The following is a 24405-nucleotide window of genomic DNA, read 5'->3' on the forward strand; positions in this document are numbered from 1 at the left end:
GGGTTTTGCGTTGAGGGAGGTCGCGACGCCGCGTGCGGCGTTGCGAAACGAAAGCGCGGACGCTTTAACGCCGGTCGCTGAGCAGCAGGTCGCCGCTGGGTGAGGCCGACACGGCCACCGGGTACAGTTCCTGCAAGGCCTCGACGAAGGCATGCGGATCGTCGCTGCGGAACACGCCGCTGACCCGGATCCGCGCCACCGCCTCGCCCTGCAGCACGATGCGGCGATGGCTGTAGCGATTGAATTCGGTGACCGCCGCCGGCAGGGCCTGGTCCTCGAAGGCCAACTTGCCCGACAACCAGGCGGGCAGGGCGGCGTGGCGATCGGGCTGGATCATGCGCAGCGGCTTGCGCTGGCCGAAGCTGGCCTTCTGTCCAGGGTCCAGCGTCGCCAACTGCACCGGCGCCGCGCCGTCGGCCGCGGCGGCCAACAGCAGCACGCGGCCTTCGATCAGCGCCACTTCGATCTCGCCCTCGCGGCGGTAGACCTCGAATTCGGTGCCGACCGCCTTGACGCTGCCGTCCTCGGTCTGGACCAGGAACGGGCGCGTTTCCTTGGCGACGCGGAAGAAGGCGCGGCCGCGCACCAGCGATATCCGCCGTTGTTCGCCGGAGAACCGCACCTGCAGGCGGGTGTCGGTGTCCAGGCTCACGCGCGAGCCGTCGTCCAGCGCGATCGTACGGCTTTCGCCGACCGCGGTGACGTAGTGCTGTTCCGGCACGGGCGGCGCCGGTTGTAAGCGCCAGCCGATCACCGCCAGCGCGACCAGCGCGGCGGCCGCGCCAGTCCACCAGGCTGCGCGCGCGCGGCGCTTGCGTGCCGACGCGGGCACGGCCGGCGCCGGGGTTTCGGCGCGAATGCGCAGCGCGACCTCCGGATGCGGCGCGTGCTCGCCCAAGGTCGACCACATGCGCTCGATGCGTTCGTAGGCGGCGCGATGACGCGGGTCGGCGTCCAGCCACTGCCGGCAGTCGCGACGCTCGCTTTCGCTGACGTCGTCGGCGCGCAGCCGCGCGAACCAGGCCGCGGCCTGGCGCCGGATCGGATCGCCGCCTTCGACGACGTTAAGACGGGTGGTGCTCACGGATCTCCCAATCGCGTATCGAAATGCAGCAGGGCGCGCATCATCTGTTTTTCCACGGCGCTCACGCTGATCTCCAGTCGCCTGGCGATCGCGCTGTAGGTCAGACCTTCGTAGCGCTGCAGCAGGAAGACCTGCCGGCAGCGCGGCGAAAGTTCGTCCAGCGCCGTCAGGAACAACTGCAGGCGCTTGTTGCCTTCGTAGACGCGCTCGCCGTAAGGCACCTCACTCGGCCAGTCGCCGGTCAGCTCGTCCAGCGATACGTGCTGCTGGGTGCAATGGCTGACGTCGCGCCTGAAACGGTCGCGCACCAGATTGGAGGCGATGCGCAGCAGGTAGGCTTCGACATTGAGCACATCGGCGGTGGAGGGCATGCGCATCAGCCGCACCAGCGCTTCCTGCGCCAGGTCCTCGGCGTCGTCGGCGTTGGGCAGATGGCGCAGGAAATAGCGCACCAGCGCGGGCCGGTGCTGCTCGATCATGCGCGGCAGGTCGGCGCGGCCCGATGCAGGACCGCTCAGCTCCGCTGCGTCTATCCCGCCCTCGTTCATCGCCTTGCAGCCTCCGCCAGGTGGTCGCACGCTAAGTGATGGCGGGCGCGACGGCAAGTGCGATGCGGTCGACTGAGGGATCGGTGCGGCGCTGCGTCTGCATCGGTCAAGGGAGCGCAAATACTCAAGTCAGGGACGGCTCCATCGTCAGCCGGGGGAAGGTTTCAATGGGAACAGTTTCGAGGGGAGCGAAGCCGTGGCGCACGCGGCATCCGTTGACGGTCGCGCTGAGCGTCGCGCTCGGCTTGTCGGCCTGCATCGGTGCGCATGCCGCGCAGGCGCAGACGCAAGGCGCCGCGCACGACTACGCACTGCCGGCGCAGCCGCTGGGCGCCGCGTTGAACCAGCTGGCCGCGTCGGGGGACGCGCAGATGCTGGTGCCGCCGGAGCTGGTGCGCAATCGCGCCGCGCCGGCCTTGTCCGGCCGTTACACGCTCACGCAGGCGCTGGAGCGCCTGCTCGCAGGCAGCGGCTTGAGCTACCGGGTCACCCGCAGCGGCGTGATCACCATCGTCGCCGCGCCGGCCACGCCGCGTCCGCGCCAGACGCCGACCGCGCCGCCGCCCAAAGCCAAGGCGGCCGCCGCCGAACCCGACCCGACCGACCTGGCCACCGTCCAGGTCACCGGCTCACGCATCAAGCGCGCCGAGATCGAAGGCCCGTCGCCGATCACCGTGATCAGCGCCGAGCAGCTCGAACGCGAAGGCCACGCCACCGTGTTCGAGGCCCTGGACACGCTGGTCATGGCCAACGGCGCGGTCGAGACCGAACTGTCCGGCGGCTTCTCCGCCAACGCCCATCCGCTCAACCTGCGCGGCCTCGGCCCCGGCCGTTCGCTGCTGCTGATCGACGGCCGCCGCGCCGCCGACTATCCCTTTCCGTACGAAGGCCGCAGCAACTTCCAGAACTTCGGCAACATTCCTTCCGGCGCGGTGGACCGCATCGAAATCCTGGCCGGCGGCGCCTCGGCCATCTACGGCGCCGACGCGGTGTCGGGCGTGGTCAACGTGGTGCTCAAGCGCGATTACCAGGGCGACGAGATCAAACTGCGCACCGGCACCAGCTCGATGGGCGGGCGCGACCGCTTCGACCTGCAATGGACCGGCGGACGCACCGGCGAGAACTGGGGCGTGACCTATGCGTTCCAGTACTACAACCAGGAACTGCTGTACGGCTTCCAGCGCGACGATTGGGACCTGCGCAAGAATCCGGTGGTCGACCCGCGCCTGGGCGTGCAGCCCGACGCCGGCCTGCGCATCCGCCGCGGCAGCACCAGCAGTTCCAGCCCGCTGATCGCGCCGCCGGCCGGCACCTGCGAGCGCTGGGGCGGCGAGTTCGTGCGCCATACCTACAAGCGCATCAGCTCCAACAACGTCCAGACCCTGGGCGACGGCTGCGGCACCTGGAACGACGCGCGCTACCAGCATCTGAGCAAGGGCAAGGACGAACTGGCCGGCTACGTGTTCGGCACCTGGGACTTCAGCGACGGCCTGCAAGGTTGGGCCTCGGTGCAGGCCTGGCGCTCCAAGGTCGAATCCCTGGGCGGCTTCGAAAGCATCACCGGCCCGCACACCGACGGTGTCGGCCGTCGCGGCGATTTCTACGACCCGCAGTTCAATAGCGTGATCGCGCCCAATCGCCTGCTCACGCCGGTCGATCTGGGCGGCGTGGAGCAAATGAATCAGCACTATTACGAACGCTCGCTGGACGTGGCGGTGGGTCTGCGCGGCAGTTTCGCGCAGCGCTGGGACTGGGACCTCACCCTCAGCCGCGCCGACTACTACTTCGAGCGCACGCGCAGGCGCATGGTCGGCAACCTGGTCAACGACTACTTCTTCGGCCCGCAACTGGGCACCCGTCCCAACGGCGTGCCGATCCATCGCCTGAATCTGGACCGTTGGTACCGGCCAATGACGCCGGAGGAATACGCCTCGATCTCGACGCTGGCGCGCTATGAAGCCGAGTCCTGGGTCAATACCGCCAGCTTCGTGGTCACCGGCGAACTGTTCGATCTGCCGGCCGGTCCGGTCGGCGTGGCCGGCGTGGTCGAAGCCAGCTCGCAGGGCTACGACCTGTCCAGCGACCCGCGCGTGCAGCCGGGCGTGGTCCAGCTGTACAACCTCACCGGCACCAACGGCGGCGGCGAACGCGACCGCTACGCGGCCGGCATCGAGTTCAGCGTGCCGATCACCCAGACCATCAAGGCCAGCCTGGCCGGGCGCTTCGACAAGTACGACGACATCACTGCCGTCGACGACGCGCGCACCTGGAACGTCGGCCTGGAATGGCGCCCGACCGAGTCCCTGCTGATACGCGGCGCCTACGCCACCAGCTTCAAGGCGCCCGACCTGCATTGGGTGTTCAGCGAGGGCAGCGGCAGCTTCGGCAGCAACACCGATGTGTGGCGTTGCATCGCCGCCGGCGCCACCCCGGGTTGCTCGGGCTACAGCTACAACATGTTCAGCCTCAGCCAGGGCGATCCGAATCTCGAGGAAGAGACCGGCAAGTCCTGGAGCGCGGGCGTGGTCTGGGACGTGGCCGACGGCGTGTCGATCACCGCCGACTACTGGAACATCGAGCTCAACGGCGCGATCGAACGCCTCAGCGTAGGCAGCATTCTGGCCGGCGAGGCGGGCTGCCGCACCGGCAAGATGCTCAATGGCCAGCCGTTCCAGTTCGCACCGGGCTCGGGCTACTGCCAGGCGGTCACCGCGCTGGTCACGCGCCGCCCGGAAGGCAACGAAGCCATCGACCGGGTGGTGGAGATCCGCTCGGCGCCGATCAACCAGTCCTACCGCCGCGTCGCCGGCATCGATGCCGGCATCAACTGGCGGCTCAAGACCGAGCGCTACGGCGACTACCGTTTCGATCTGAACTGGTCGCACACGCTCAAGTCCGAGCAGCAGGTGTTCGCCACCGACGGCGTCGACCGCGACTGGCGCGACGATCCGGACAACCTGGATTTCCGCAGCCGCGTGCGCGCGGGCGCCAGCTGGCGTCGCGGCGACTGGTCGTCCAGCCTGTTCATGACCCGCTACGGCAGCCTGCCCAAGTTCGGCGGCGTCGGCCGCACCGGCGTGCACTTCATCTGGAACGCCAACATAGGCAAGCAGATCACCGAACAGGCCGCGCTCAAGTTCTACGTCAACAACCTGTTCAACAACCTGCACCCCGACGACGAGACCAACAACAGCTTCCCGTACTTCTACGACGCCTACAGCCCGATCGGGCGCGAGCTGGCGCTGCAGTTCGAGTACCAGTTCAAGTAAGGTCGTAGCCGACGATGGGGCCCGGCGCGCCGGGCTCCATCCTCTTCGGGCCGCCTCGCGCGGCGGACGGACGAATCGGGAAGACGAAGCATGAGCAACGGGCTGCACCGAACGCTGGCCTTGGCCGCGTGCCTGGCCTACGCGGGTGCCGCGCAGGCGCAAGCCGGCGACGGCCAGCCGCGACCCGCCGACACCAAGGTCGCGGCGCCCGCGCCGGCCTTGGACGACGGCCCTTATCTGAGCTACGAGCCGGGCCAGGTGTCGGCGCGCTGGGTCTGCGGCGGCAAGCTCATCGAGCGCAAGATCCCGGCCCCGCGCTGGCCGGTCGAGGTCAAACCCGAATGCGGCTATCCGCGTGCGATCGAGGTCTCGGCGCCGGCCACGCCCGACTCGGGCGCGCCGGTGAAGCGCGTGTCGCGGATCGCGGCCCTGTCCGACGTGCACGGCCAGTACGAGATCATGGTGCAACTGCTGCGCGCCAACGGCGTCATCGATCAGCGCCACGAATGGCGCTACGGCAAGGGCCATCTGGTCATCGTCGGCGACGTGTTCGACCGCGGCCCGCAAGTGAACCAGGCGCTATGGCTGATCTACGAGCTGGAGCGCCAGGCGCGCAAGGCCGGCGGCGGCGTGCATCTGCTGCTGGGCAACCACGAGATCATGGTGCTGGCCAACGACCTGCGCTACGTCAACGACGGTTACAAGACCAACGCGGCGCTGCTGGGCAAGCCCTATCCCGAACTCTACGGCCCCGACACCGTGCTGGGGCGCTGGCTGCGCAGCAAGCCGGTGATGGCGCAGATCGACGACCTGCTGTTCGTGCACGGCGGCATCGCCGAGGAATACCTGGCGCTGGGGCTGGAGCGCGGCGACGCCAACGCGCGCTACCGCGCCTCGCTGGGCACGCCCAAGGCGGTGTGGTCGCAGGACCCGGTGCTGAGCGGGCTCTACAACGGCAAGACCAGCCCGATCTGGTACCGCGGCTACTTCACGGACCCGCAGCTGGATCAGGCGCGCGTGGACGCGATCCTGCACCGCAGCGGCGTCAAGCGCATCGTCGTCGGCCACACCTCGATGAAGACGGTCGGCCTGTATTTCGGCGGCGCGGTGATCTCGGTCGACAGCAGCATCAAGAACGGCGAGTCCGGCGAACTGCTGATCGTGGAGGACGGGCGTTTGAGCCGCGGCACCCTGGACGGCACGCGTCTGCCCTTGACCCAGGCCGCAAGCGCCGAGGATTGAGCGCTTGCGACGGAGCGCGCCTCAGCCGGCGATCTCCAGCAGTTCGACGTCGAACACCAGGGTCGCATTCGGCTCGACCTGGCCGGGCACGCCGGCCTCGCCATAGCCCTGTGCGGCCGGCACCCAGAACCGGTACTTGCTGCCGGTCGGCATCAGCATCAGCCCTTCGCGCAGGCCGGGCATGATCTGGCTGAGCGGAAACTCGGACGGGTGGTCGATCGCGTAGGTGTTCTCGAACTCCTTGCCGTCCAGCACCGCGCCGATGTAGTTCACCCGCACCGTCGCGTCGGCGGCCGGCTTGGCGCCCTTCGCATCGCGCACGACCTGATACTGCAGGCCCGATGCGGTCTTGACGATGCCGGGCTTGGCGCCGTTCTCGGCCAGGAATTCGCGGCCGCGTTCGAGGTTTTTCTTGGCCAGCGCCGCCTGCTCGGTCTTACGCTGGTCCTGCAGCTGGCGCACGAAGTCCTTGCGGATCTGCGCGACCTGGGCCTCGTCCAACCGCGGCTTCTGGCCGGCGTGGGCGGCGCGCAAGGCGGCGACCACGATGTCGATATCGACCTCATTGCGCACCGTCGCGATCTGCTTGGCCAGGTCCAGGCCGACCATGTAGCTGGTCTTGGCGCGGGCGTCGTCCAGGCGCAGAGGCGCCGCGTCCCGCGATGCGGGCGCATCGCCGCTGTTGGACTGACAGGCGCTCAGCGCCATGGGCAGCAAGGTGAGCAGACAGAGGTGCGCGACACGGTTCATGACGGGGGTTCTCTCGTGAGTTGGACATCCCATGGGCAAGCGCGGCCTCGCGTCAGTCCTCGACGGCGAAGCTCACCATCATGCCCATGTCCTCGTGTTCCAGATTGTGGCAATGGAGCATGTAGCGCTGGGTGCCGGAGAACGGCTGCGAGAAATCGATCGCGATGCGCACGATCTCGCCCGGCCAGACCACGACGGTGTCGTTCCATCCCAGATCCTGTGGCCCCAGGCCTTGCGGCGTGACCTTGCGGCTGCGCACGTCGGGCGGGCTGATGCTGCGCGAGACCACGCGGAACTGAAACCCGTGCAGATGGATCGGGTGCGGCATGCTGGTCATGTTGTTGCGGATTTCCCAGACCTCGCGACTGCCGCGCTTGACGCTGAAGACCGGCGCGTGGCCGACCTGGTGGTAGTTCCAGTCGTTGATGAACCAGGTGCCGTCGCTGTCCATGCGCAGACGGATCGGCCGCACCGGCCAAGCCGCGGTGTCCGGCGGCGCGGGCAGCGCGCTCAGCGCAGCCGGCACATTGGCCGACGCCAGCCTGGCCTGACGGCGCTGGCTGTCGCTGCACGCGGCCACGCAGAACTGCATCAGGTCCAGCGCATCGCCCATCGGCGCCGCGCCCGGGTGATCGCCCATGGGATCGGGCGCGAACGCGCCGGACTCGTCCTCGTTCTCCATCGCCACGTATTCCAGGCTGCGCAGCAGCACGCGCGCGCCGGGCGGCAACGCGCCGAAGTCGACCAGGACGTCGATGCGCTGCGCCGGCGCCAGGAACACGTCGTCCATGCTCCAGGCCTGCGCCAGCAAGCCGCCGTCGGTGCCGATCAGCCGGAACGGCAGCGGCTGGCCCTGGTGGTCGAACGCGATCCGCAGCATGCGCGCGTTGCAGCCGTTGACCAGGCGCAGGCGGTACAGCGCCGGCAGCACCTCCAGGAAGGGCTCGGGCGTCCAGTTCACCAGCACGCGATTGCCGATCCAGTCGTCGGCGCCGATGCGATAGACGATGGCGTTGTCGGCGTCGACCTGCTTGTCGGCGATGAACAAGGGCAGGTCGCGCTCGCCCCAGCGCAGGCCCAGGCGCTCGCCCAGCGCGCGATCTTCCTCGTCCTCGACCCGCAACAACCCGGCCAGCCCGCGCTGCAGTTGCAGGCCGGTGCGCTCGTGCGGATGCGCGTGGTACCAGTACAGGCCGGCGCGGTTGTCGATGCGATAGCGGTAGGTCTGGCGCGCGCCGGCCGCCACCGGATGCAGGCCGCTGCCGTCGTTGGCCTCGTCGATGCTCAGGCCGTGCCAATGGATAGTGGTGGCTTCGGTCAGCTCGTTGGCGAGCACGACTTCGACGCTGTCGCCCGTGGCGGCGCGCAGCAGGGGATTGGCGACGGCGCGCCCCTCGACGCTGCCGGTGTAGTGCCAGACCGGCGTCGGCTTGCCGGCGAAGATCGGGAACGCCGCCGCGCGCGCGCTCAAGGCCAGCGGCGCGGACAGCGCGACTTCCGCGAACAGGCCGTCGCGGCCGGGCAGGCGCAGCGGCGTCTGGAACGGTTGCGCGTTGGGCAGGCCGGGCGCCGTGTGCGCGTCCGCCGCCGGGTTCGTGGCGTGGTCGTGCTCGCGCCGGCGCTTGAACAGCCAGGGCGTGGCGGCCACCACCGCGGCCGCGGCGGCCAATCCGACGAACAGGCGGCGACGCGTGATGTCAGTCATGCAGCCTTGCCCTCACGCCGCGCGCTCGCGGCTCCCCAAGCCGCCGGATTCTGTCATGGAATCATTGCCGTAAAACCGCGGTGTATCCCACATTCGCGCGCGCGGCGGCTGTCGCGAAAACGCATAACGGCTATGGCTGGCAGGGCGTCCGCGCGCCAGCGTTCCACTGGCGAGCGGACTGGCGAAACGGCCGCGGTGAGCTGAGGACATCGCTCGATGCTGCGTCTGCCGGGTTCGGCCCCCCGTCGCGGGCGCGGTGTCGGCGCGCTTCGAGGGTTCGACGATGGGCTCAGCCCAGGGCTTTCTTCAGCAGTGCGCGGATCTTCTTTTCCTCGGCGGCGTCCAGCGACTTCAGCGCGAACGCGGTCGGCCACATCTCGCCGTCGTCGAGCTGAGCCACATCGTTGAAACCGAAGGTCGCGTAGCGGCTGCCGAACTTGGACGCGGCCTGTAGGAAGCACAGGATCTTGCCGTCCTCGTTGGCGTAGGCGGGCATGCCGTACCAGGTCTTGGGGAACAGGTGGGGCGCGACCTCGGTGACGATGCCGTGCAGCTTCTTGGCGATGGCGCGATCGGCGGGCGGCATCTCCCCGATCTTCGCGATCAGGTCCTTTTCGCTCTCGGCCTTGCTCGCCTGCGCCTTCAGTTCCTTGGCGCGTTCCTTCATCGCGGCGCGTTCTTCGGCCGAGAAGGCCTTGGACGGGGTCTTGCTGGCGGCGGCTTTCTTCTTCGCGGTCATGAGGAATCTCCTAATGCGATCGGTGGCCGTGGAGGCAGGCGGCGTCAGCGGGCGCTGCCGGATCGGGCCGGGGCAGGGTAGCGGCGTTGGGGGAGGTCAGGCCAGCGCCACCCGCTGGGCGAGTGGCGCTGGCCCGGAGAGCATCGGACGCGGCCTAGGGCGCGCCCGCCGGGTTCACGCGGAGCCGGCACCGGAGCGCCTGCGCCACTGGCTCAGGTATGGCAGCGCGAACAGGTACAGGCCGGTGATCGTCAGTAGAGCCAACGGCGCCAGCGGCACGTAGGACACCCAGACCAACGGCTGCTTCTGCGCCAGCGCGATAAAGGTCGCGATCACGGACAGGGTGAAAATCATCGACATCCAACGGTGGAATTGCCGTATCCACTGATTCATGCAGAGCTCCTTTGACGATGGGCGCCCCGGGACGCGGCGAGCGGCCAGCCGTTACCCCTAGGCGGTTGCGAACATCGAAAGCGAATGCTTCAGCGCACTTCGTTGATGCGGACGTGATTGCCGGCGGGGTCGCGGAACGCGCAGTCGCGCACACCGTAAGGCTGCACCGTCGGCTCGTGGATCACCTCGGCGCCGGTGGCCTGCACGCGGTCGAAGGTCGCGTCCAGGTCCGGGCTGGCCAGGATGATCATGGCGTAAGTGCCCTTGGCCATCATCTCGGCGATGACGCGTTGCTCCTCCGGGGTGACCCCCGGCGTGGCGCTGGGCGGGAACAGCACGATCGACACCTCGGGCTGCCCGACCGGGCCGACCGTGATCCAGCGCATGCCGTTGTAGCCCACGTCGTTACGGACCTCGAAGCCCAGCGCGTCGCGGTAGAAGGCCAGCGAGGCCTCCGGATCGGTGTGGGCGAGAAAGCTGGAGTGAATGCTGAGGTTCATGGCAGTCCTGCGTTTGGGTAGGAGCCGTCATGCTAGCCGCGCCTAGTCGCCCGGCGCTTCTCGATTCCTGATCGGTCTGGTCACTTGCTTGGCCACGCACGCCGGCATCCCCTCGGTGGCGGCCGCCGCCTCGCGCCGATACACGCTGGGCGACACCCCCACCAGCTCGGTGAAGCGGGTGCTGAAGGTCCCCAGCGACGAACACCCGACCGCGAAACAGACCTCGGTCACGCTCATCTCGCCGACCCGCAGCAACGCCATCGCCCGCTCGATCCGCCGCGTCATCAGATAGCTATACGGCGACTCACCGTACGCAGCGCGAAACTCCCGACTCAGATGCCCACCCGACATATGCACCCCACGCGCGAGCGCCTCCACGTCCAGCGGCTGCGCGTATTCGCGATCGATACGATCGCGGACGCGGCGTAGACGGGCTAGGTCGCGGAGGTGGGTTGGGGTGGCTGGGTTGTCGGTCACCTGTGGGCTCGCGCTGGTACTGGTCGGAGTCTTGTAAATGCACCGAGGGCAAGGCTTGGCCCCGGGGCTGAGCTGGCGCCTGTAGCCGAACATCTGTGAGCGCTTGCCGATGATCCTAGAAATCCAAGGACTTCTTGCGGCTGGAGAGCTCGTAATTTCACTCGCAAAGTAGATGGTTGAAAAGAGTTCAGCCGTTCAGCCAAGTCACTAGCTCTTGTAGTGACACGCAGGTACGCAGTTTGGGCTGCGCGAACGAAAGGCTTTGGGCATTGTCCGAGTAGGCAACAAATGGGGTGCACACCACTCCTATGATTTGATTGAACTCCGAGAAGTCAAAATTGTCCCCTGTAGGGCTGCTTCTCAAGTCTGCAAGGATAGATTCCCAAGTCGCGACAGCATCATCAACTGTAGTTTGGATGTTTCGAACCACGCGGAAGTCGCCCCTGTCGTATGCGCGATCATAGATGATGCTCTTGCATGAGACGATTAGCAGGGATCCTCCATTGGCTCCAATTGCATCGATATCAGTCAGGGCTAGCCCGTTTCGCCGTAACGTTCGTCCACGAAGATTACTAATGCTAGGCGCTGGAGCCCAGTGCGTGGAGTCTATGGCGGTTTGGCATTGCCTCTCAAAGAGAAGGGCTCTCGGGTTCCCGTGCAGCGGCGATCGGCCTAGTTCGGTACGGCTTAGCAGTGCCTGAGAAGCACAGGTGGTGTCGATGAGTACGCGTCCATTGAATCTACGCAGAACGCTTCCGCTGGATAACGGCCATGAGGTAGCTGTCACTGCTTGTAAAGCTTCAAACAATTCATCGAATCTTTGAGGCCACATATGACTATGAGTCAAGGAGCTGAGCTGAGAAGCGATGGGTGGGAGCTCGCGATCTATAATGGCGCGGAGGCTGCCTTCGTCCACGAATGCGTAGCCGTACTGGACAATCGAGCTCAATGCCCAAGGTGCTTTCGAGCAAATCGCGGGTACCAGCATCAGAAGTTCTACGAGTGCTGCAATGTTTTCTAGGTAATCAGGAGCTTCCGAGTCGGCAAATGGGCGCAGAATCGCACTCAGCTTCTGCGCCCTAATTACGTGGCGAACTCGGGCAGTCACGACTGTGAGCTCGCCGTTGCCGTTGGGAAAGGTTACCGGGGCTGTTGTGCTTGGCGAGCATGGCATCGAGAGGAGTGCGACTGGATCGCCTGGGGTTCCGCTGCTGGCTAGTGTTCGCACGTCAGGTGCCGGGAGGGCTAGACCTAAGCCTGGAAAAGTGAGCTCTTCGGAGCGATCGTGCCTTTGATCGTAAATTTCTATCGCGTGCGCGACTGAATCACTTGAGTCGGCAGTGAATATTGGTTGGCTGACATCAAGCGTAGCTCCTTTGCCAGCCCTTCTATAGAGCATGTGTAGCTGGGAAAGGAGCTTTATGCGCCCAACATATCTGGCTAAGTGACGAAATGCGGCCTCATCGACGCGGAAGCTCACGCGATTGATAGAATCACTTATGTCGGAGACAGTGAAGAATGATGAGATGGCCTCAGCCAGTGCGCGGTCGTAGCCCAGTGTGGTTCCATAAGTCCCTTCGAAAAGAAGGTCAGGCGCTCGGCGCAGATACCAAAGCCAGCGAACAGGGCCGTACCCGTCGTGTTGCGCTAGTAGATCAGCTTCAACAAGGGGTATAAATGACTGCAGATAGGTGGCCGCATCAGCGCCTGCCAAAGTGGGGTTTGACGGCAGGCATCTGGCGTAAGTTCCCTGAGCAGTCTGTAGTGCGCCACGCGCGGCAAGCGACTGCCAGTCGATGTATTCAGCAAGCTCCTGGAGCTTCTGAGTAGCTGGGTCAACTAGTATGGGAGGGGGCGTCGCAGTGCTCAAAAAGTTGTGCATGGGTGCCTCTAGTTTATTGGCACGTCGCCTAACCAAATCCCAAGAGTTTCTGGTCTTCCGATTTGGCAGTAGTACATGGTCTCTAGAAGCGGCGAATCGTTTTCAATCGCCGATAGGACCTCATCTCTGCTTTTTCGCGAGGCCCAAGCAATCCTACGTACGAGTCGTTCATGCCAGTCGCTTCGGAGTAGATTTATGTCCTGGTTCGCCATGGGCCCAATCCGCATGAACATTGCCTGCTCCAGCCAGTTCTTGTCGTCGATGAAGAATTGCAACAAATCGGTTGCGTAGGACATCCGCAGGAACGTACTGACCAGGGATCGCCAGGTAAGATAGTTTTTGTCCAGGGCCTTCAATGCTGGAAGAAACACGTCAATTCGATACAGTAGGCGTGCTACGAATGCGGCGGAACGCAGTGCATTTACCGGAAGAAAGGTTCCGACTACCGTTATCGCGCCTGAACGTATCAGTCCGTTCGCGACAGAAGCATGAGACCCGGCTAGTGCGAAGGTCGAGCAAGCGCTGAGGACCACGATTGGAGGTATTCGTGTGATGTGCGCGAGCTGCCATGTGTCGACTCTTTCGTTTCCGATCTTTAGCCAGCCATGGCTTTCGTCGCCGCCGTGTCCGCCGTGACAGTCAAAGATTGCGATCGCTCCCTGGTAGCTGTTCAAACAGGAAATCAGTTCGGTCTGACTTGTAACGTCGACAAAGCGGACCTTCACCCTTGCCAAATTGAAAATCTGGATCGCATCTTCCAATGAGTTTCGGATAGGGTCATCGTGCGCGAATGAGCGCACTACGATAACGTCGTCGAGCGCGCTTGCAGGAAGGCTGTGCATGCCTGATTCGGCACATAGCGCCAGCATCAAGTTTCCGGGTGTCATGCCGATACGCGATAGTTCGTGTCGAATCATCAACGGGATGCCGTCGATCCTTAGCCATTCGATCGGGGCGTCCGCGACTAGCGTAATAGCTTCTGTTCTCTGTGAGAGCTCTTCGATGATGCGCGTGTCGATAGCCGACAGCATTTCATGAGAAAGCCTTTTATAGTTGAGCTGTAAGATCTTGCGGTTGCGTTCGTTGACACGCTCCGAGTGTCGCTCGATCTCGCGTAGGGTAGATGCGTGAAAGTTGACAGAGTTCGGAAGCCGTATTGCGGGCTGGGTTCCGCTGGTCGCTAATGCGGATATGCCGGCTGTCATCAGTCTGAGTTCCGATTGTCGTAAGGACAAGATCGGTCCAGCAATGGGGTCCTCGTACGGGTTTCTGGGTTCCCTGTTCTTCAGTTTGAGCGAGAATCCCGAGTAGTTCGGATTCCTGAAGAGTCCGTCCTTGACGATTTCGCGGAGCTCTCGCGGGATATTCCGTAGTAGGTTATTCCAGAATGAACTACCAAATGCATAGAGGCGGCGAACGATAGACGGGGCGTATAGGACGATGTTCGTTGAGGTTTCGCCAATGATTCTGCGTGCGCAGTTGGCGGAATCAATAATTGCGTCTACATACGGGCTTGCCTCGCCTGAAAGGATGTTATCCGAGCCGTTGTATGCGTGACCAAGCGATACCGAGAGGAGCTCGTTAGGCATGGTTACGCCGGAGCCTCGCGAAGGCAGAGAGCCTTCTGGGAATGGTGCCCTAAGCGGAGTAGCTAGAAAGGCGTCCTGCATTTCGTTGGGTAGAAGGGCGGCAGCCGCGTCTCGAATGACAACATCGATTGCCTGCGCTAGATGACCTTTGTAACCACTCAGCGATACGGCCCCAGGAGGTCCCTTAGTTGTCAAAAAGATGGTATTGGCATCGTGCGGCAATGCCATTGCGGATGTGATTTCGGACGGGAAGCCGATGACCACAGCGATGCGATCGCGCGTGGGCTTGTGCTCACTCAATACACGATAAGTCGGCATTCCAGCGATCGTCGTGTTTTTTTGAGGCAGGGGTCGCCTTAAGGCTGGTAACACGTTTGGCGGGGCAAAGATCTCCAGGACGCTTGCCGGTAGCACCGCCATGAGTTCGACTAACGGAGCAAGTAATGGCTTCACTACATCGGCGCTGAAACCTTGGAATGGCGTGAAGCCTAGGTCTGACGCTGGCGTAAGTACCAGGTAATGGAGGGCAGGTAGCTGGTCGTAGAGAGCGGCGATCTGTTGGGGGAGTGGCTCGATGTCTTCCATGAGTATTTTGAGTTCCTGAGCTCAGCACTGGCCACCATGTTTCGACCCCTGCCATGAGTTCAGAAGGCCCGCAGCCGCGCGGCCCATCGTATGGCTGCTTGCTGCTATAAGAGCCGCAGTGCGCTCCAAAACAAAACAGCGCGTCACACCGCAAGGCGTAACACGCTGTTCTGGTTGGACTAATTGGTGGAGCGGAAGGGGATCGAACCCTCGACCTTCGCATTGCGAACGCGACGCTCTCCCAGCTGAGCTACCGCCCCACGTGCTTAAAAGTGTAACGGCCCGGCGGCGGGGGCGCTAGTCCTGGGCGGCCAGCAGCGGGGCCAGGCCGGGTTCGAGGGCGGCGCGGCGCCAGCCGGAGAGGGCGTCGGGCCAGTCGCCGTGGTCGAGCAGGGATTCCAGCCAGCGCCGCGAGGCGAGTACGCCGTCGGGCAGGCCGAGTTCGGCGCTGCGCGCGGCGACCACGTCCTGCAGCTTGCGCAGACGCTGTTTGTCGCGGGTTTCGCCTAGCGAGGCGTCGGGGGCGTGTTCTTCGTCGGGCAGCGGGGTGCTCAGGGCAGTCCAGACCACGTCGCCCAGCTTGCGCGGGGCTTTGGGGTGGGCGTCGAGCTGCGCTTGCAGCAGATCGCGGTCGGCCGGGTTGGAACGCGCGATCGCGACGGCGAGTTCGTTGTCGAGGATCCAACTGCGCGGGCGGTCGTGGTCGCGCGCGTAGGCGTCGCGCCAGCGAAGCAGGCGCAGCAGGCGGCGTTGGGCGTTGCGGTCGAGGAACTGGGCGCTGCGCATGCTCAGGTGCGGCCAGCGTTCCAGGCCTTCGTGTTCGGCGTTGTGGACGGTGCGCTGGGCGTCCTCGGCCAGCCATTCGCGGCGGCCGAGCTGGCCGAGCTGGCCGTCCAGCGCGTCGTGCATGGCGAACAGATGGCGGACGTCGTCGGCGGCGTATTCCAGCTGCGCCGGCGACAGCGGGCGGCGCAGCCAGTCCGAGCGCGTCTCGCCCTTGGCCAGGGTCACGCCGGTGAGTTGTTCGACCAGTTTTTGATAGCCCAGGCCGCCGCCGATGCCGGCCAGCGCGGCGGCCTGCTGGGTGTCGAACAGCGGCTTGGGCACGACCTTGCAGGCATGCATGAACGCGACCAGGTCTTCGCTGGCGCTGTGCATGATCTTGAGGATGGCGGTGTCGGCCAGGATCGGCGCCAGCGCCTCGGCGATGCCGGGCTTGAGCGGGTCGACCAGCAGGATCTCGTCGCCGACCGCGATCTGCACCAGCGCCAGCTGCGGCCAGTAGGTGCGCTCGCGGATGAACTCGGTGTCCAGGCCGATGCGCGCGGGCCGGGAGGCGAAATATTCCTGCAGCGCGGCAGGCTGGGAGATCCAAATGGGCATGATGATCTGAACGTGTGCGGGACGGTGCGGCGGTGCCGGCGCGACGAAGTTGCCGCGGCGGGCGACAATAGCCTACTTTCGCCCGGTCCGGGCCCGCGCCGTCGGCGCCGGCCCGGGGCGGTCCCGTAGGATCGATGGATTAGGCTGCGGAGGACGTTTGCGCGCACAGGCATGGGCAGGTTTGGCGGTGGCGGTGCTGCTTGCGGCGTGTACGCGCGAGCCGTCGACGCCTGCCACGCCGAACCCGGCCGCCGGACGCACGCCGATCGTGACCATCAGCGCCGACCAGGCGGTGTCGCCGGTGCCGGCCTGGCAGCCGCCCGCGATCGCGGTGGACGAGGCCAACGCCAAGGCGCTCAAGAGCCGCGCCGACGCCGCGCTGGCGGCCGGCCAGCTGTACGCGGACGCCGACTCGGCGATTCCGCTGTATTACGCGCTGCTGCAGTACGCGCCCAACGACGTTAAGGTCGCCGCCGGCTTCGAGCGCGCGCTGGCGATGCTGATCGTGCAGGGCGATCAGGCCCTGGACGGGATCGACGACGATCCGCTGCAGCTGCGCGGCGCGCACGAGGCCGCGGCGGTGGCGCGCGCGGTCGCGCCGGAGAACAAGAAGGTCGGCGCCTATCTGCAGCGCGTCGACCGCGCCGATCAGGCCCAGGAGGCCAATCGCCTGGGCGAGGGCGAGCTCAACGCCGGGCGCATCGGCGAGGACGGCAAGGGCGGGGCGCTGGGTTATTTTCGCGAGGCGCTGGAGCTGCGCCCCGGCGACGTGCGCGCCAGCCAGGGCATCGCCGCGGCCGAGAGCGCGCTGATCCGGCGCGCCGAGGTCGCGGCCGACCGCGACGACTACGCCGGCGCCGAGCGCTGGCTGGCGCTGGCCGCGCAGGTGCGGCCGAAGATGAGCACCGCCGCCGACGCCCAGGGCCGCATCGCCACGCAGCGCGCCGCGCGCGTGGGCCGCTTGCGCGATCTGGGGCTGGCCGCGTTGCCGCGCCCGCGCGGGATCGAGGAGGCGCGGGTGCTGCTGGCGAACCTGCTGCGGATCGCGCCGTCCGGCGACCCGGCCGCGGTCGAGCTGCGCGAGCGCATCGAACTAGCCACCCACTACGGCCTGTTCCGCCCCGGCCAGGCCTTCACCGAGGCCATGCAGAGCGGCGGGCGCGGGCCGACCATGGTGGTGATCCCGCACGGCGCGTTCCGCATGGGCGCCGAGGCCGAGGAGGCCGGCTCCAGCGACGCCGAGCGCCCGACCCGCAACATCCGCTTCGACCGTGGCCTGGCGGTGTCGCGCACCGAAATCACGGTCGGCGAGTTCCGCCGTTTCATGAACGCGACCAAGCACCGCGCACGCGCCAGCCGGCGCGGCTATTCCACCGCCTACGACGAGCGCAGCGGCAACCTGGTCCGGCGCGGCAACGTCGACTGGCAGTCGGACTACGCCGGCGCCAAGGCCGGCGACGATCTGCCGGTGGTGCACGTGAGCGCCAAGGACGCGATGGCCTACGCGGCCTGGCTGTCCAAGCAGACGGGGCATCACTACCGGCTGCCCAGCGAGGCCGAGTTCGAATACATGCTGCGCGCCGGCAGCGCCCAGGCCTATCCCTGGGGCGAGGGCGCGCCGCTGACCCGGGTCGGCAACCTGACCGGCGCCCTGGACGCGTCGCCGACCGGGCGGCGCTGGAACAACGCTTTCGCCGGCTACGGCGACAACGCCTGGGGCCCGGCGCCGGTGGGGCGCTACCGCGCCAACGCCTTCGGGCTGCACGACATCGCCGGCAACGTCAGCGAATGGGTGGGCGACTGCTGGCACGACAGCTATCGGCGCGCGCCGCGTAACGGCGAGGCCTGGGTCAACCCGGGCTGCCGCACGCGGGTGCTGCGCGGGGGCTCCTGGGCCAGTTCGCCGGCGCAGACGCGCTCGGCCTGGCGCCAGGGTAGCGACGCCGACACCACCAGCGCGCGCATCGGCTTCCGCGTGGTGCGCGATATCTGACAGGATGGGCGGCAGACGGGCCGTGCGCCCGTCCGGAGCCGGCAGCGCCGGCGCAGGCGGCAAGACCAGGCAGGGCGGAGGACTACAGATGCGGATCGACCCCTTCGGGAACGCGCAACAACGTCAGGGCGGCCAGCGCCGCGGTTTCGGCGGCATACGCTGGTGGATCCTGATCCTGTTCGCGGGCTACGCGGCCTGGTCCTGGTTCGGCAGCGCCCAGACCGATCCCTACACCGGCGAGCAGGCCCACTACGGCGCCAGCGCCGACGAGGAAGTGCAGTTGGGCGCGCAGGCGTTCCAGCAGGTGCTGGGCGACGCCAGCCAGCAGGGCGCGCTGGTGCCGGCCGACAACCAGGTCAGCCGGCAGGTGCGCGAGATCGCGCAGCGCCTGATCAACCGCGTGCCGCAGGTCACCGCCGATCTGGCCGCCCAGCATCAGCAGCAGGCGCCCACCGACTATCAGGGTTTCAAGTGGGACGTGGCGGTCATCAATTCCAAGGAAGCCAACGCGTTCTGTCTGCCCGGCGGCAAGATGGCGGTGTACACCGGCCTGCTGCCGATCGCCGAGAACGAAAGCGCGCTGGCGGTGGTGATGGGGCACGAGATCGCGCATGCGCTGTTGCGCCACGGTTCGCAGCGCATGGCGCAGCAGAAGTTGGTGCAGATGGGGCAGATGGCGGCGGGCGTGGCGCTGGGCGGCATGGACCCGCAACAGCAGCAGGCGGTGATGGGCGCGCTGGGCGCCGGTGCGCAGTACGGTTTCGTGCTGCCGTACGGGCGCAACCACGAAACGCAGGCCGATCAGGTCGGCCTGATGCTGGCCGCGGCGGCGTGCTACGACCCGCGTCAGGCGATTCCGCTGTGGCAGCGGATGGAGCAGTTGGGCGGCGGGCAGCGTCCGCCGGAGTTCGCGTCCACGCATCCGGATCCGGCCAATCGCATCCAGGTGCTGCAGGGGCTGATGCCGCAGGCGGAGGCGTATTACCAGAAGTATTGCGCGGGGCAGCCGCCGTTGAAGTGAGGCGGGGAGGGTTCGCCGCGCCCTACGGCTTCGCCGCGCCTTTGTAGGATGTGGTGAGCCGAAGGCGAACCGCATCATCACGCAAGCCCGAGCCATCGCGACGGTGCGGTTATCACCGCACCCTACGATGTCGCCGCCTTCTGTGGGAGCGGCGTGAGCCGCGATGCTTTGGGAGCACTCCCAACCCCCATGGTTCGTAGGGTGTGGTGAGCCAAAGGCGAACCGCACCATCGCGCACGTTCGAACCATCGCGACGGTGCGGTTACCACCGCACCCTACGACGCCGATGCTTTCTGTGGGAGCGCCATGAGCCGCGATGCTTTGGGGAGGATTGCGCCCTCCCAACCCCATCGTTCGTAGGGTGTGGTGGGCCAAAGGCGAACCGCACCATCGCGCACGTTCGAGCCATCGCGACGGTRCGGTTATMACCGCACCCTACGGCGCCGATGCYTTCTGTGGGAGCGGCGTGAGCCGCGATGCTTTGGGGAGGATTGCGCCCTCCCAACCCCATCGTTTGTAGGGTGTGGTGAGCCGAAGGCGAACCGCACCATTGCGCACGTTCGAACCATCGCGACGGTGCGGTTATCACCGCACCCTACGGCGCCGATGCTTTCTGTGGGAGCGGCGTGAGCCGCGATGCTTTTGGACCGAGCACCACGAAACCGAGCCTCGTGCGCGCGCTACCCGCACGCGACGCCCTCAAAAGCTCATGAACAAGCCGCCATTCACCGGAATATTCGCGCCGGTGATGAACCCGGCGTCCTCCGCGGTCAGGAACTCGACCGTGCGTGCGATTTCGCTGGGCTTGCCGAGGCGGCCGACCGGGACGCTGTCGACGATCTTGGCGCGGATGTCTTCGGGCACGGCCATCACCATCGCGGTCTCGCAATAGCCGGGGGAGACCGAATTGACGGTCACGCCCTTGCGCGCGACTTCGCGCGCCAGCGCCATGGTGAAGCCGTGCATGCCGGCCTTGGCGGCCGAATAGTTGGTCTGACCGAACTGGCCGGTCTGGCCGTTGACCGAGCTGATGTTGACGATGCGGCCGAAGCCGCGCTCGGCCATGCCGTCGACGGCATGCCGGCACAGGTTGAACACGCCGTCCAGGTTCACGCCCAGCACCTCGTCCCACTGGCGCTTGTCCATCTTGCGCAGGCTGGTGTCGCGGGTGATGCCGGCGGCGTTGACCAGGATGTCGATTGCGCCCTCTTCGCGGTGGATGCGCTCGACCGTGCCCGCGCAATCGTCGTAGTCGGCGACGTTGGCCGCTTCGAAGCGCACGTCCAGGCCGCGCACTTCGTCTCGGAACGCAGCGATGCGTTCCTCGCGCGAGGCCAGGTCGATCGCGATCACGCGCCGGCCGGCGCGGGCCAGGGTCTTGCAGATCTCGCTGCCGAGACCGCCGATGCCGCCGCTGACGACGGCGATGCGTTTGCTCATGTGGTGTTCCCCCTGCGCCGGCGCGGGCCGGTTACGCGCACGCGCCGGCGGCGCGCGCGGATGCGCGCGAGCCGCGCGGTCGGTGATCGATACGCGGCTCAACGCTCGCGCTTGGTGTCGCCCTTGGGCTTGGTGCCGGCGCCGGAGGCCGGGCTCTGGCCGACGCTGCCGGACAGGTTCTGCTGGAATTCCTTCCACAGGGTCAGGTTGCGCTCGGTGAGCTGGTTCATCATCGCCCACGGGGTCTGGCCGAGCATGCCGCCCACCTGATTGCGGAACTGCGCCTGCTGATCCAGGAACGTCTGCATCGAGCGCTCCAGGTAGTTGCCCATGAAGCCCTGCAGCGAGTCGCCGTAGAAGCGGATGATCTGGCTCAGCAACTGGGTCGAGAGCACCGGTTCGCCGTCTTGTTCGTGCTCGGCGATGATCTGCAGCAGCACCTGACGGGTCAGATCGTCGCCCGAGCGGGCGTCGCGGACCTCGAAGTCCTCGCCGTCGACGATCAGCTGACGGACGTCCTCGATGGTGATGTAACTGGAGATCTCGGTGTCGTACAGACGGCGGTTCGGGTACTTCTTGATGACTCGGGTCGAGGCCATGGAGCTTTGGCTCTAAAATCGTGGTGCCTTGCAGCATGGCGCAGGCCGAGGGGGCTTGCAACAGGCAAGGTCGGACCCGGCCGCAGGCCGAGCCGCGGGGCAGGGAGCGTGGTGGATTCGATGTGCCAGCGGCGCCGGCTGCGCGACCGTGCAGGCGGGGGCTGCACGACGTATACGGCACGGCCGGGCGCCGAGGGCGCCCGAACCGGGGGCGCCGCGCCTGCCGGCGCGGCGCGTATGGGGCCTTACCAGCCCATGTACTGGCCGCCGTTGGCGGACAGGTTGGCGCCGGTGATCCAGCCGGCCTCGTCGGGGATGAAGAAGCCCACCGCGTAGGCGATTTCCTCGGGGTTGCCGAGGCGGCCGGTCGGGATCTGCGCGACGATCTTGTTGCGCACTTCCTCGGGCACCGCCATGACCATATCGGTGGCGATGTAGCCCGGCGAGACCGTGTTCACGGTGATGCCGAACTTCGCGTTCTCCTGCGCCAGCGAAATCGTGAAGCCGTGCATGCCAGCCTTGGCCGCGGCGTAGTTGGCCTGGCCGTACTGGCCCTTCTGGCCGTTGATCGAGCTGATCTGCACGATCCGGCCCCACTTGCGCTCGCGCATGCCCTCGATCACCGGGCGGGTGACGTTGAAGCAGGAATTGAGGTTGGTGCCGATCACGTCGGTCCACTGCTCGGGGGTCATGCGGTGGAAGGTCGAGTCGCGGGTGATGCCGGCGTTGTTGACCAGGATGTCGACCGGACCGAGCTGGCTTTCGACGTTGCGTACCAGCGCTTCGGCCTGTTCGGGGGAGGACACGTCGCCTTGCGCGAGCGCCACGTCGATGCCGAGTCCTTTCATCTGCGCCTGCCAGGCGCGTCCTTTGGCCTCGTCGCGATAGTTAGTCGCGACCCGATGACCCATCTGGGCCAGGCGTTGGACGATCGAGGTGCCGATGCCACCGGTACCGCCGGTGACCAATGCGACGCGTGACTGCATGTCTTCCTCTCCACGGCCGCGACGGTGCGGCCCTGACCCGATTCTAGTCAGCAAATATGAAATCGCCGTTGTGCATCGCGGCGAGCGAAACGGTCGGTGTGGACGCAATGCGACCGGGGTCGAACTCTGCCTGCGCGCGGTTGAGCAATTGCGGCACCGTGCCGGCGCCCGACAAGGCCGCCGGCGCCTGGCCCAGGGCCTGCCAGGCCGCGCGCAGCGCCGGCAGCGGGCGTTGCGGATCCACCGGCAGCGCGGCATCGGACTTGGACAGCTTGCGGCCGTCGCTGCCCAGCACCAGCGGCAGATGGGCGTAATGCGGCGTGGGCAGGCCGAGCGCGCGCTGCAGCAGGATCTGGCGCGGGGTCGAATCGAGCAGGTCGGCGCCGCGTACGACGTCGCTGATGCCCTGGGCGGCGTCGTCCACCACCACCGCCAGTTGGTAAGCCCAGTAGCCGTCGGCGCGGCGCAGGACCACATCGCCGACGTCCTGCGCGACGTCCTGGCTCTGCGCGCCGCGGATGCGGTCCTGGAACGCGACCACGCTGTGGTCGGCCACGCGCAGACGGATCGCCGGCATGCGGCCGGGGCGTTCCGGCGCGGCCACGCAGCGGCGGTGGATGCCGCCGACCGCGGCCAGGTCGCTGCGGCTGCAATGGCAGGCGAAGGCGAGGTCGCGCGCTAGCAGCTCGTCCAGCGCTTGGCGGTAGAGCTCGCCGCGTTCGCTCTGGCGCAGCACGGGTTCGTCGGATTCCAGGCCGAACGCGCGCAAAGTGCGCAACTGGCGCTCGGCCGCGCCGGCGACTTCGCGTGGCGGATCGAGGTCTTCTATGCGCACCAGCCAGGTGCCATTCGCATGCCGCGCGAGCAGCCAGCTGCCGAACGCGGCCAGCAGCGAACCGAAGTGCAGGTCGCCGGTGGGCGAGGGCGCGAAACGGCCGCGGTAGCTGGGAACGGGGGGCGTGGGCAAGGGCGTGCGGGCGGCTGGTCTTGGGGCGGGGCGGTACGGCGGGCGCGAGCCTTGGGCCGATCGGGCGCGGAGAGCGTAGTTAAACCGACTCGCCGGGCAAAGCCGCGCGGGGCTGGGTTTCACTTGAATTCACGGGGAGCCTGCCACATTTTGTTCCGGACCGCGCACGGTGCGCGGGTACGGTTAACCCCACGACCATGTTCAAACGCATCGCTCTATTCCTCGCTACCAACCTGGCCGTCCTCGCCCTGCTGAGTATCGTCCTGGCGGTTCTGCAGTCGTTCGGCATCACCACCGGGCGCAATGGCTCGCTGCTGATCATGGCCACCTTGTTCGGCTTCGGCGGCTCGTTCGTGTCCTTGTTCCTGTCCAAGTGGATGGCCAAGCGCAGCACCGGCGCGCACGTGATCGAGCAGCCACGCAACGAAGCCGAGCAGTGGCTGGTGAACACGGTCCGCCGTCAGGCCGAAGCGGCCGGCATCGGCATGCCCGAGGTCGCCATTTACGACGCGCCCGAGATCAACGCTTTCGCCACCGGCGCCAACCGCAACAACGCGCTGGTCGCGGTATCGACCGGCCTGCTGCGCTCGATGAGCCGCGACGAGGCCGAGGCGGTGCTGGGCCACGAGGTCAGCCACGTCGCCAACGGCGACATGGTCACGATGGCGCTGGTCCAGGGCGTGCTCAATACCTTCGTGATCGTGCTGGCGCGCCTGGTCGGCCGCGTGATCGACGGCTATCTGTCCGGCAACCGCGACGGCGGCCCGGGCCTGGGCTACTACGTGATCGTGTTCGTGCTGGACATGGTGTTCGGCCTGTTCGCCAGCATGATCGCGATGTGGTTCTCGCGTTACCGCGAGTTCCGCGCCGACGCCGGTGGCGCGCGCCTGGCCGGTCGCGACAAGATGATCGGCGCGCTGGAGCGCCTGGCCCAGACCTACGGCGAGAGCACCCTGCCCAAGCAGGTGCAGGCCTTCGGCATCAGCGGCGCGGTCGGCCACGGCCTGTCCAAGCTGCTGCGCAGCCACCCGCCGCTGGAAGAGCGCATCACGGCGCTGCGCAATGCGCCGGTCGAGACGGTGCGCGGATCGGTGGTGGCGCGTTGATCTAGCGCGGCCGAGCAGTCAGGAAGAAGCCCGCCGAATGGCGGGCTTTTTCTTTGGGGCTGGGGGGGGTGGGGTTCGTGCGCGGGTGGGTCGCGGCTTGCGCCGCTCCTACAAGGGGGGCGTGGGGGCAGAACGCGTCTGTCTTTA

At 66.6% G+C, this 24405-nt stretch carries 19 protein-coding genes and 1 tRNA gene; 5 read left to right on the top strand and 15 right to left on the bottom strand.

Going from position 1 to position 24405, the window contains the following annotated elements:
• Positions 1 to 64 precede the first annotated feature (64 nt).
• Both ASD69_RS02575 and ASD69_RS02580 read right to left on the bottom strand, forming a co-directional pair.
• Positions 65 to 1084 (bottom strand): FecR domain-containing protein, encoded by a 1020-nt coding sequence (locus ASD69_RS02575; protein ID WP_056173618.1) that lies wholly within the window; start codon positions 1082 to 1084, stop codon positions 65 to 67.
• Complete coding sequence (locus tag ASD69_RS02580; protein ID WP_082576222.1) at positions 1081 to 1632, bottom strand: RNA polymerase sigma factor; 552 nt, start codon at positions 1630 to 1632, stop codon at positions 1081 to 1083. The genes ASD69_RS02575 and ASD69_RS02580 overlap by 4 nt, the downstream gene beginning before the upstream one ends.
• Positions 1633 to 1847: 215 nt before the next feature.
• On the opposite strand from ASD69_RS02580, the gene ASD69_RS02585 reads away from it, so the two are divergent.
• Positions 1848 to 4901, top strand: a complete 3054-nt coding sequence (locus ASD69_RS02585; RefSeq protein ID WP_056173623.1) for a TonB-dependent receptor — start codon at positions 1848 to 1850, stop codon at positions 4899 to 4901.
• A 90-nt stretch (positions 4902 to 4991) separates the two neighbouring features.
• A complete protein-coding gene (locus ASD69_RS02590; protein WP_056173626.1) occupies positions 4992 to 6143 on the top strand; it encodes a metallophosphoesterase in 1152 nt (383 codons plus the stop codon).
• 21 nt (positions 6144 to 6164) lie between these two features.
• Here the strand turns inward: ASD69_RS02590 and ASD69_RS02595 are convergent, their stop codons facing one another.
• The 9 genes from ASD69_RS02595 to rnd all read right to left on the bottom strand — a co-directional run bounded on the left by ASD69_RS02595 (position 6165) and on the right by rnd (position 16146).
• A complete protein-coding gene (locus tag ASD69_RS02595) occupies positions 6165 to 6893 on the bottom strand; it encodes an FKBP-type peptidyl-prolyl cis-trans isomerase (protein ID WP_056173629.1) in 729 nt (242 codons plus the stop codon).
• A gap of 52 nt (positions 6894 to 6945) precedes the next feature.
• Entirely contained in the window at positions 6946 to 8598 is a 1653-nt protein-coding gene (locus ASD69_RS02600; protein WP_056173632.1) for a multicopper oxidase domain-containing protein, read from the bottom strand.
• 289 nt (positions 8599 to 8887) lie between these two features.
• A complete protein-coding gene (locus tag ASD69_RS02605; RefSeq protein ID WP_056173635.1) occupies positions 8888 to 9337 on the bottom strand; it encodes a DUF1801 domain-containing protein in 450 nt (149 codons plus the stop codon).
• Between the two features lie 174 nt (positions 9338 to 9511).
• Positions 9512 to 9730 carry a hypothetical protein gene (locus tag ASD69_RS02610; RefSeq protein ID WP_056173638.1) on the bottom strand — a complete coding sequence of 73 codons (219 nt, stop codon included), beginning with the start codon at positions 9728 to 9730 and terminating at the stop codon, positions 9512 to 9514.
• Positions 9731 to 9819: 89 nt separating this feature from the next.
• The gene (locus ASD69_RS02615; RefSeq protein ID WP_056173641.1) at positions 9820 to 10230 is read right to left on the bottom strand and encodes a VOC family protein; all 411 of its coding nucleotides are present in this window, start codon (positions 10228 to 10230) and stop codon (positions 9820 to 9822) included.
• 42 nt (positions 10231 to 10272) lie between these two features.
• Positions 10273 to 10707, bottom strand: a complete 435-nt coding sequence (locus tag ASD69_RS02620; protein WP_056176431.1) for a helix-turn-helix transcriptional regulator — start codon at positions 10705 to 10707, stop codon at positions 10273 to 10275.
• Between the two features lie 1890 nt (positions 10708 to 12597).
• Positions 12598 to 14763, bottom strand: coding sequence for a hypothetical protein (locus ASD69_RS21660; protein ID WP_157498924.1), 2166 nt, complete (start codon positions 14761 to 14763; stop codon positions 12598 to 12600).
• Between the two features lie 184 nt (positions 14764 to 14947).
• Positions 14948 to 15023: transfer RNA gene (locus ASD69_RS02630), tRNA-Ala, on the bottom strand.
• A 37-nt stretch (positions 15024 to 15060) separates the two neighbouring features.
• Positions 15061 to 16146, bottom strand: coding sequence for a ribonuclease D (gene rnd / locus ASD69_RS02635; RefSeq protein ID WP_056173647.1), 1086 nt, complete (start codon positions 16144 to 16146; stop codon positions 15061 to 15063).
• Positions 16147 to 16303: 157 nt separating this feature from the next.
• Here rnd and ASD69_RS02640 point away from each other — a divergent pair, with 157 nt between their 5' ends.
• Positions 16304 to 18139, top strand: a complete 1836-nt coding sequence (locus ASD69_RS02640) for a formylglycine-generating enzyme family protein (RefSeq protein WP_082576225.1) — start codon at positions 16304 to 16306, stop codon at positions 18137 to 18139.
• A gap of 88 nt (positions 18140 to 18227) precedes the next feature.
• Positions 18228 to 19160, top strand: coding sequence for a M48 family metallopeptidase (locus ASD69_RS02645; protein ID WP_056173652.1), 933 nt, complete (start codon positions 18228 to 18230; stop codon positions 19158 to 19160).
• Positions 19161 to 19859: 699 nt separating this feature from the next.
• Here ASD69_RS02645 and phbB (ASD69_RS02650) read toward each other — a convergent pair.
• The 4 genes from phbB (ASD69_RS02650) to gluQRS all read right to left on the bottom strand — a co-directional run bounded on the left by phbB (ASD69_RS02650) (position 19860) and on the right by gluQRS (position 23152).
• A complete protein-coding gene (gene phbB / locus ASD69_RS02650; protein WP_056176436.1) occupies positions 19860 to 20600 on the bottom strand; it encodes an acetoacetyl-CoA reductase in 741 nt (246 codons plus the stop codon).
• A 98-nt stretch (positions 20601 to 20698) separates the two neighbouring features.
• Positions 20699 to 21199 (bottom strand): polyhydroxyalkanoate synthesis repressor PhaR, encoded by a 501-nt coding sequence (gene phaR, locus ASD69_RS02655; RefSeq protein ID WP_056173655.1) that lies wholly within the window; start codon positions 21197 to 21199, stop codon positions 20699 to 20701.
• A gap of 245 nt (positions 21200 to 21444) precedes the next feature.
• Positions 21445 to 22185: an acetoacetyl-CoA reductase gene (gene phbB / locus ASD69_RS02660; RefSeq protein ID WP_056173658.1), complete on the bottom strand. Its 741-nt coding sequence runs from the start codon at positions 22183 to 22185 to the stop codon at positions 21445 to 21447.
• Positions 22186 to 22228: 43 nt separating this feature from the next.
• Positions 22229 to 23152, bottom strand: coding sequence for a tRNA glutamyl-Q(34) synthetase GluQRS (gluQRS, locus tag ASD69_RS02665; RefSeq protein WP_056173662.1), 924 nt, complete (start codon positions 23150 to 23152; stop codon positions 22229 to 22231).
• A 197-nt stretch (positions 23153 to 23349) separates the two neighbouring features.
• Here gluQRS and htpX point away from each other — a divergent pair, with 197 nt between their 5' ends.
• Complete coding sequence (gene htpX / locus ASD69_RS02670; RefSeq protein ID WP_056173664.1) at positions 23350 to 24258, top strand: protease HtpX; 909 nt, start codon at positions 23350 to 23352, stop codon at positions 24256 to 24258.
• The last annotated feature ends 147 nt before the right edge of the window (positions 24259 to 24405 follow it).

This window comes from Lysobacter sp. Root604 (genome assembly GCF_001427505.1).
Lineage (GTDB): Bacteria > Pseudomonadota > Gammaproteobacteria > Xanthomonadales > Xanthomonadaceae > Lysobacter.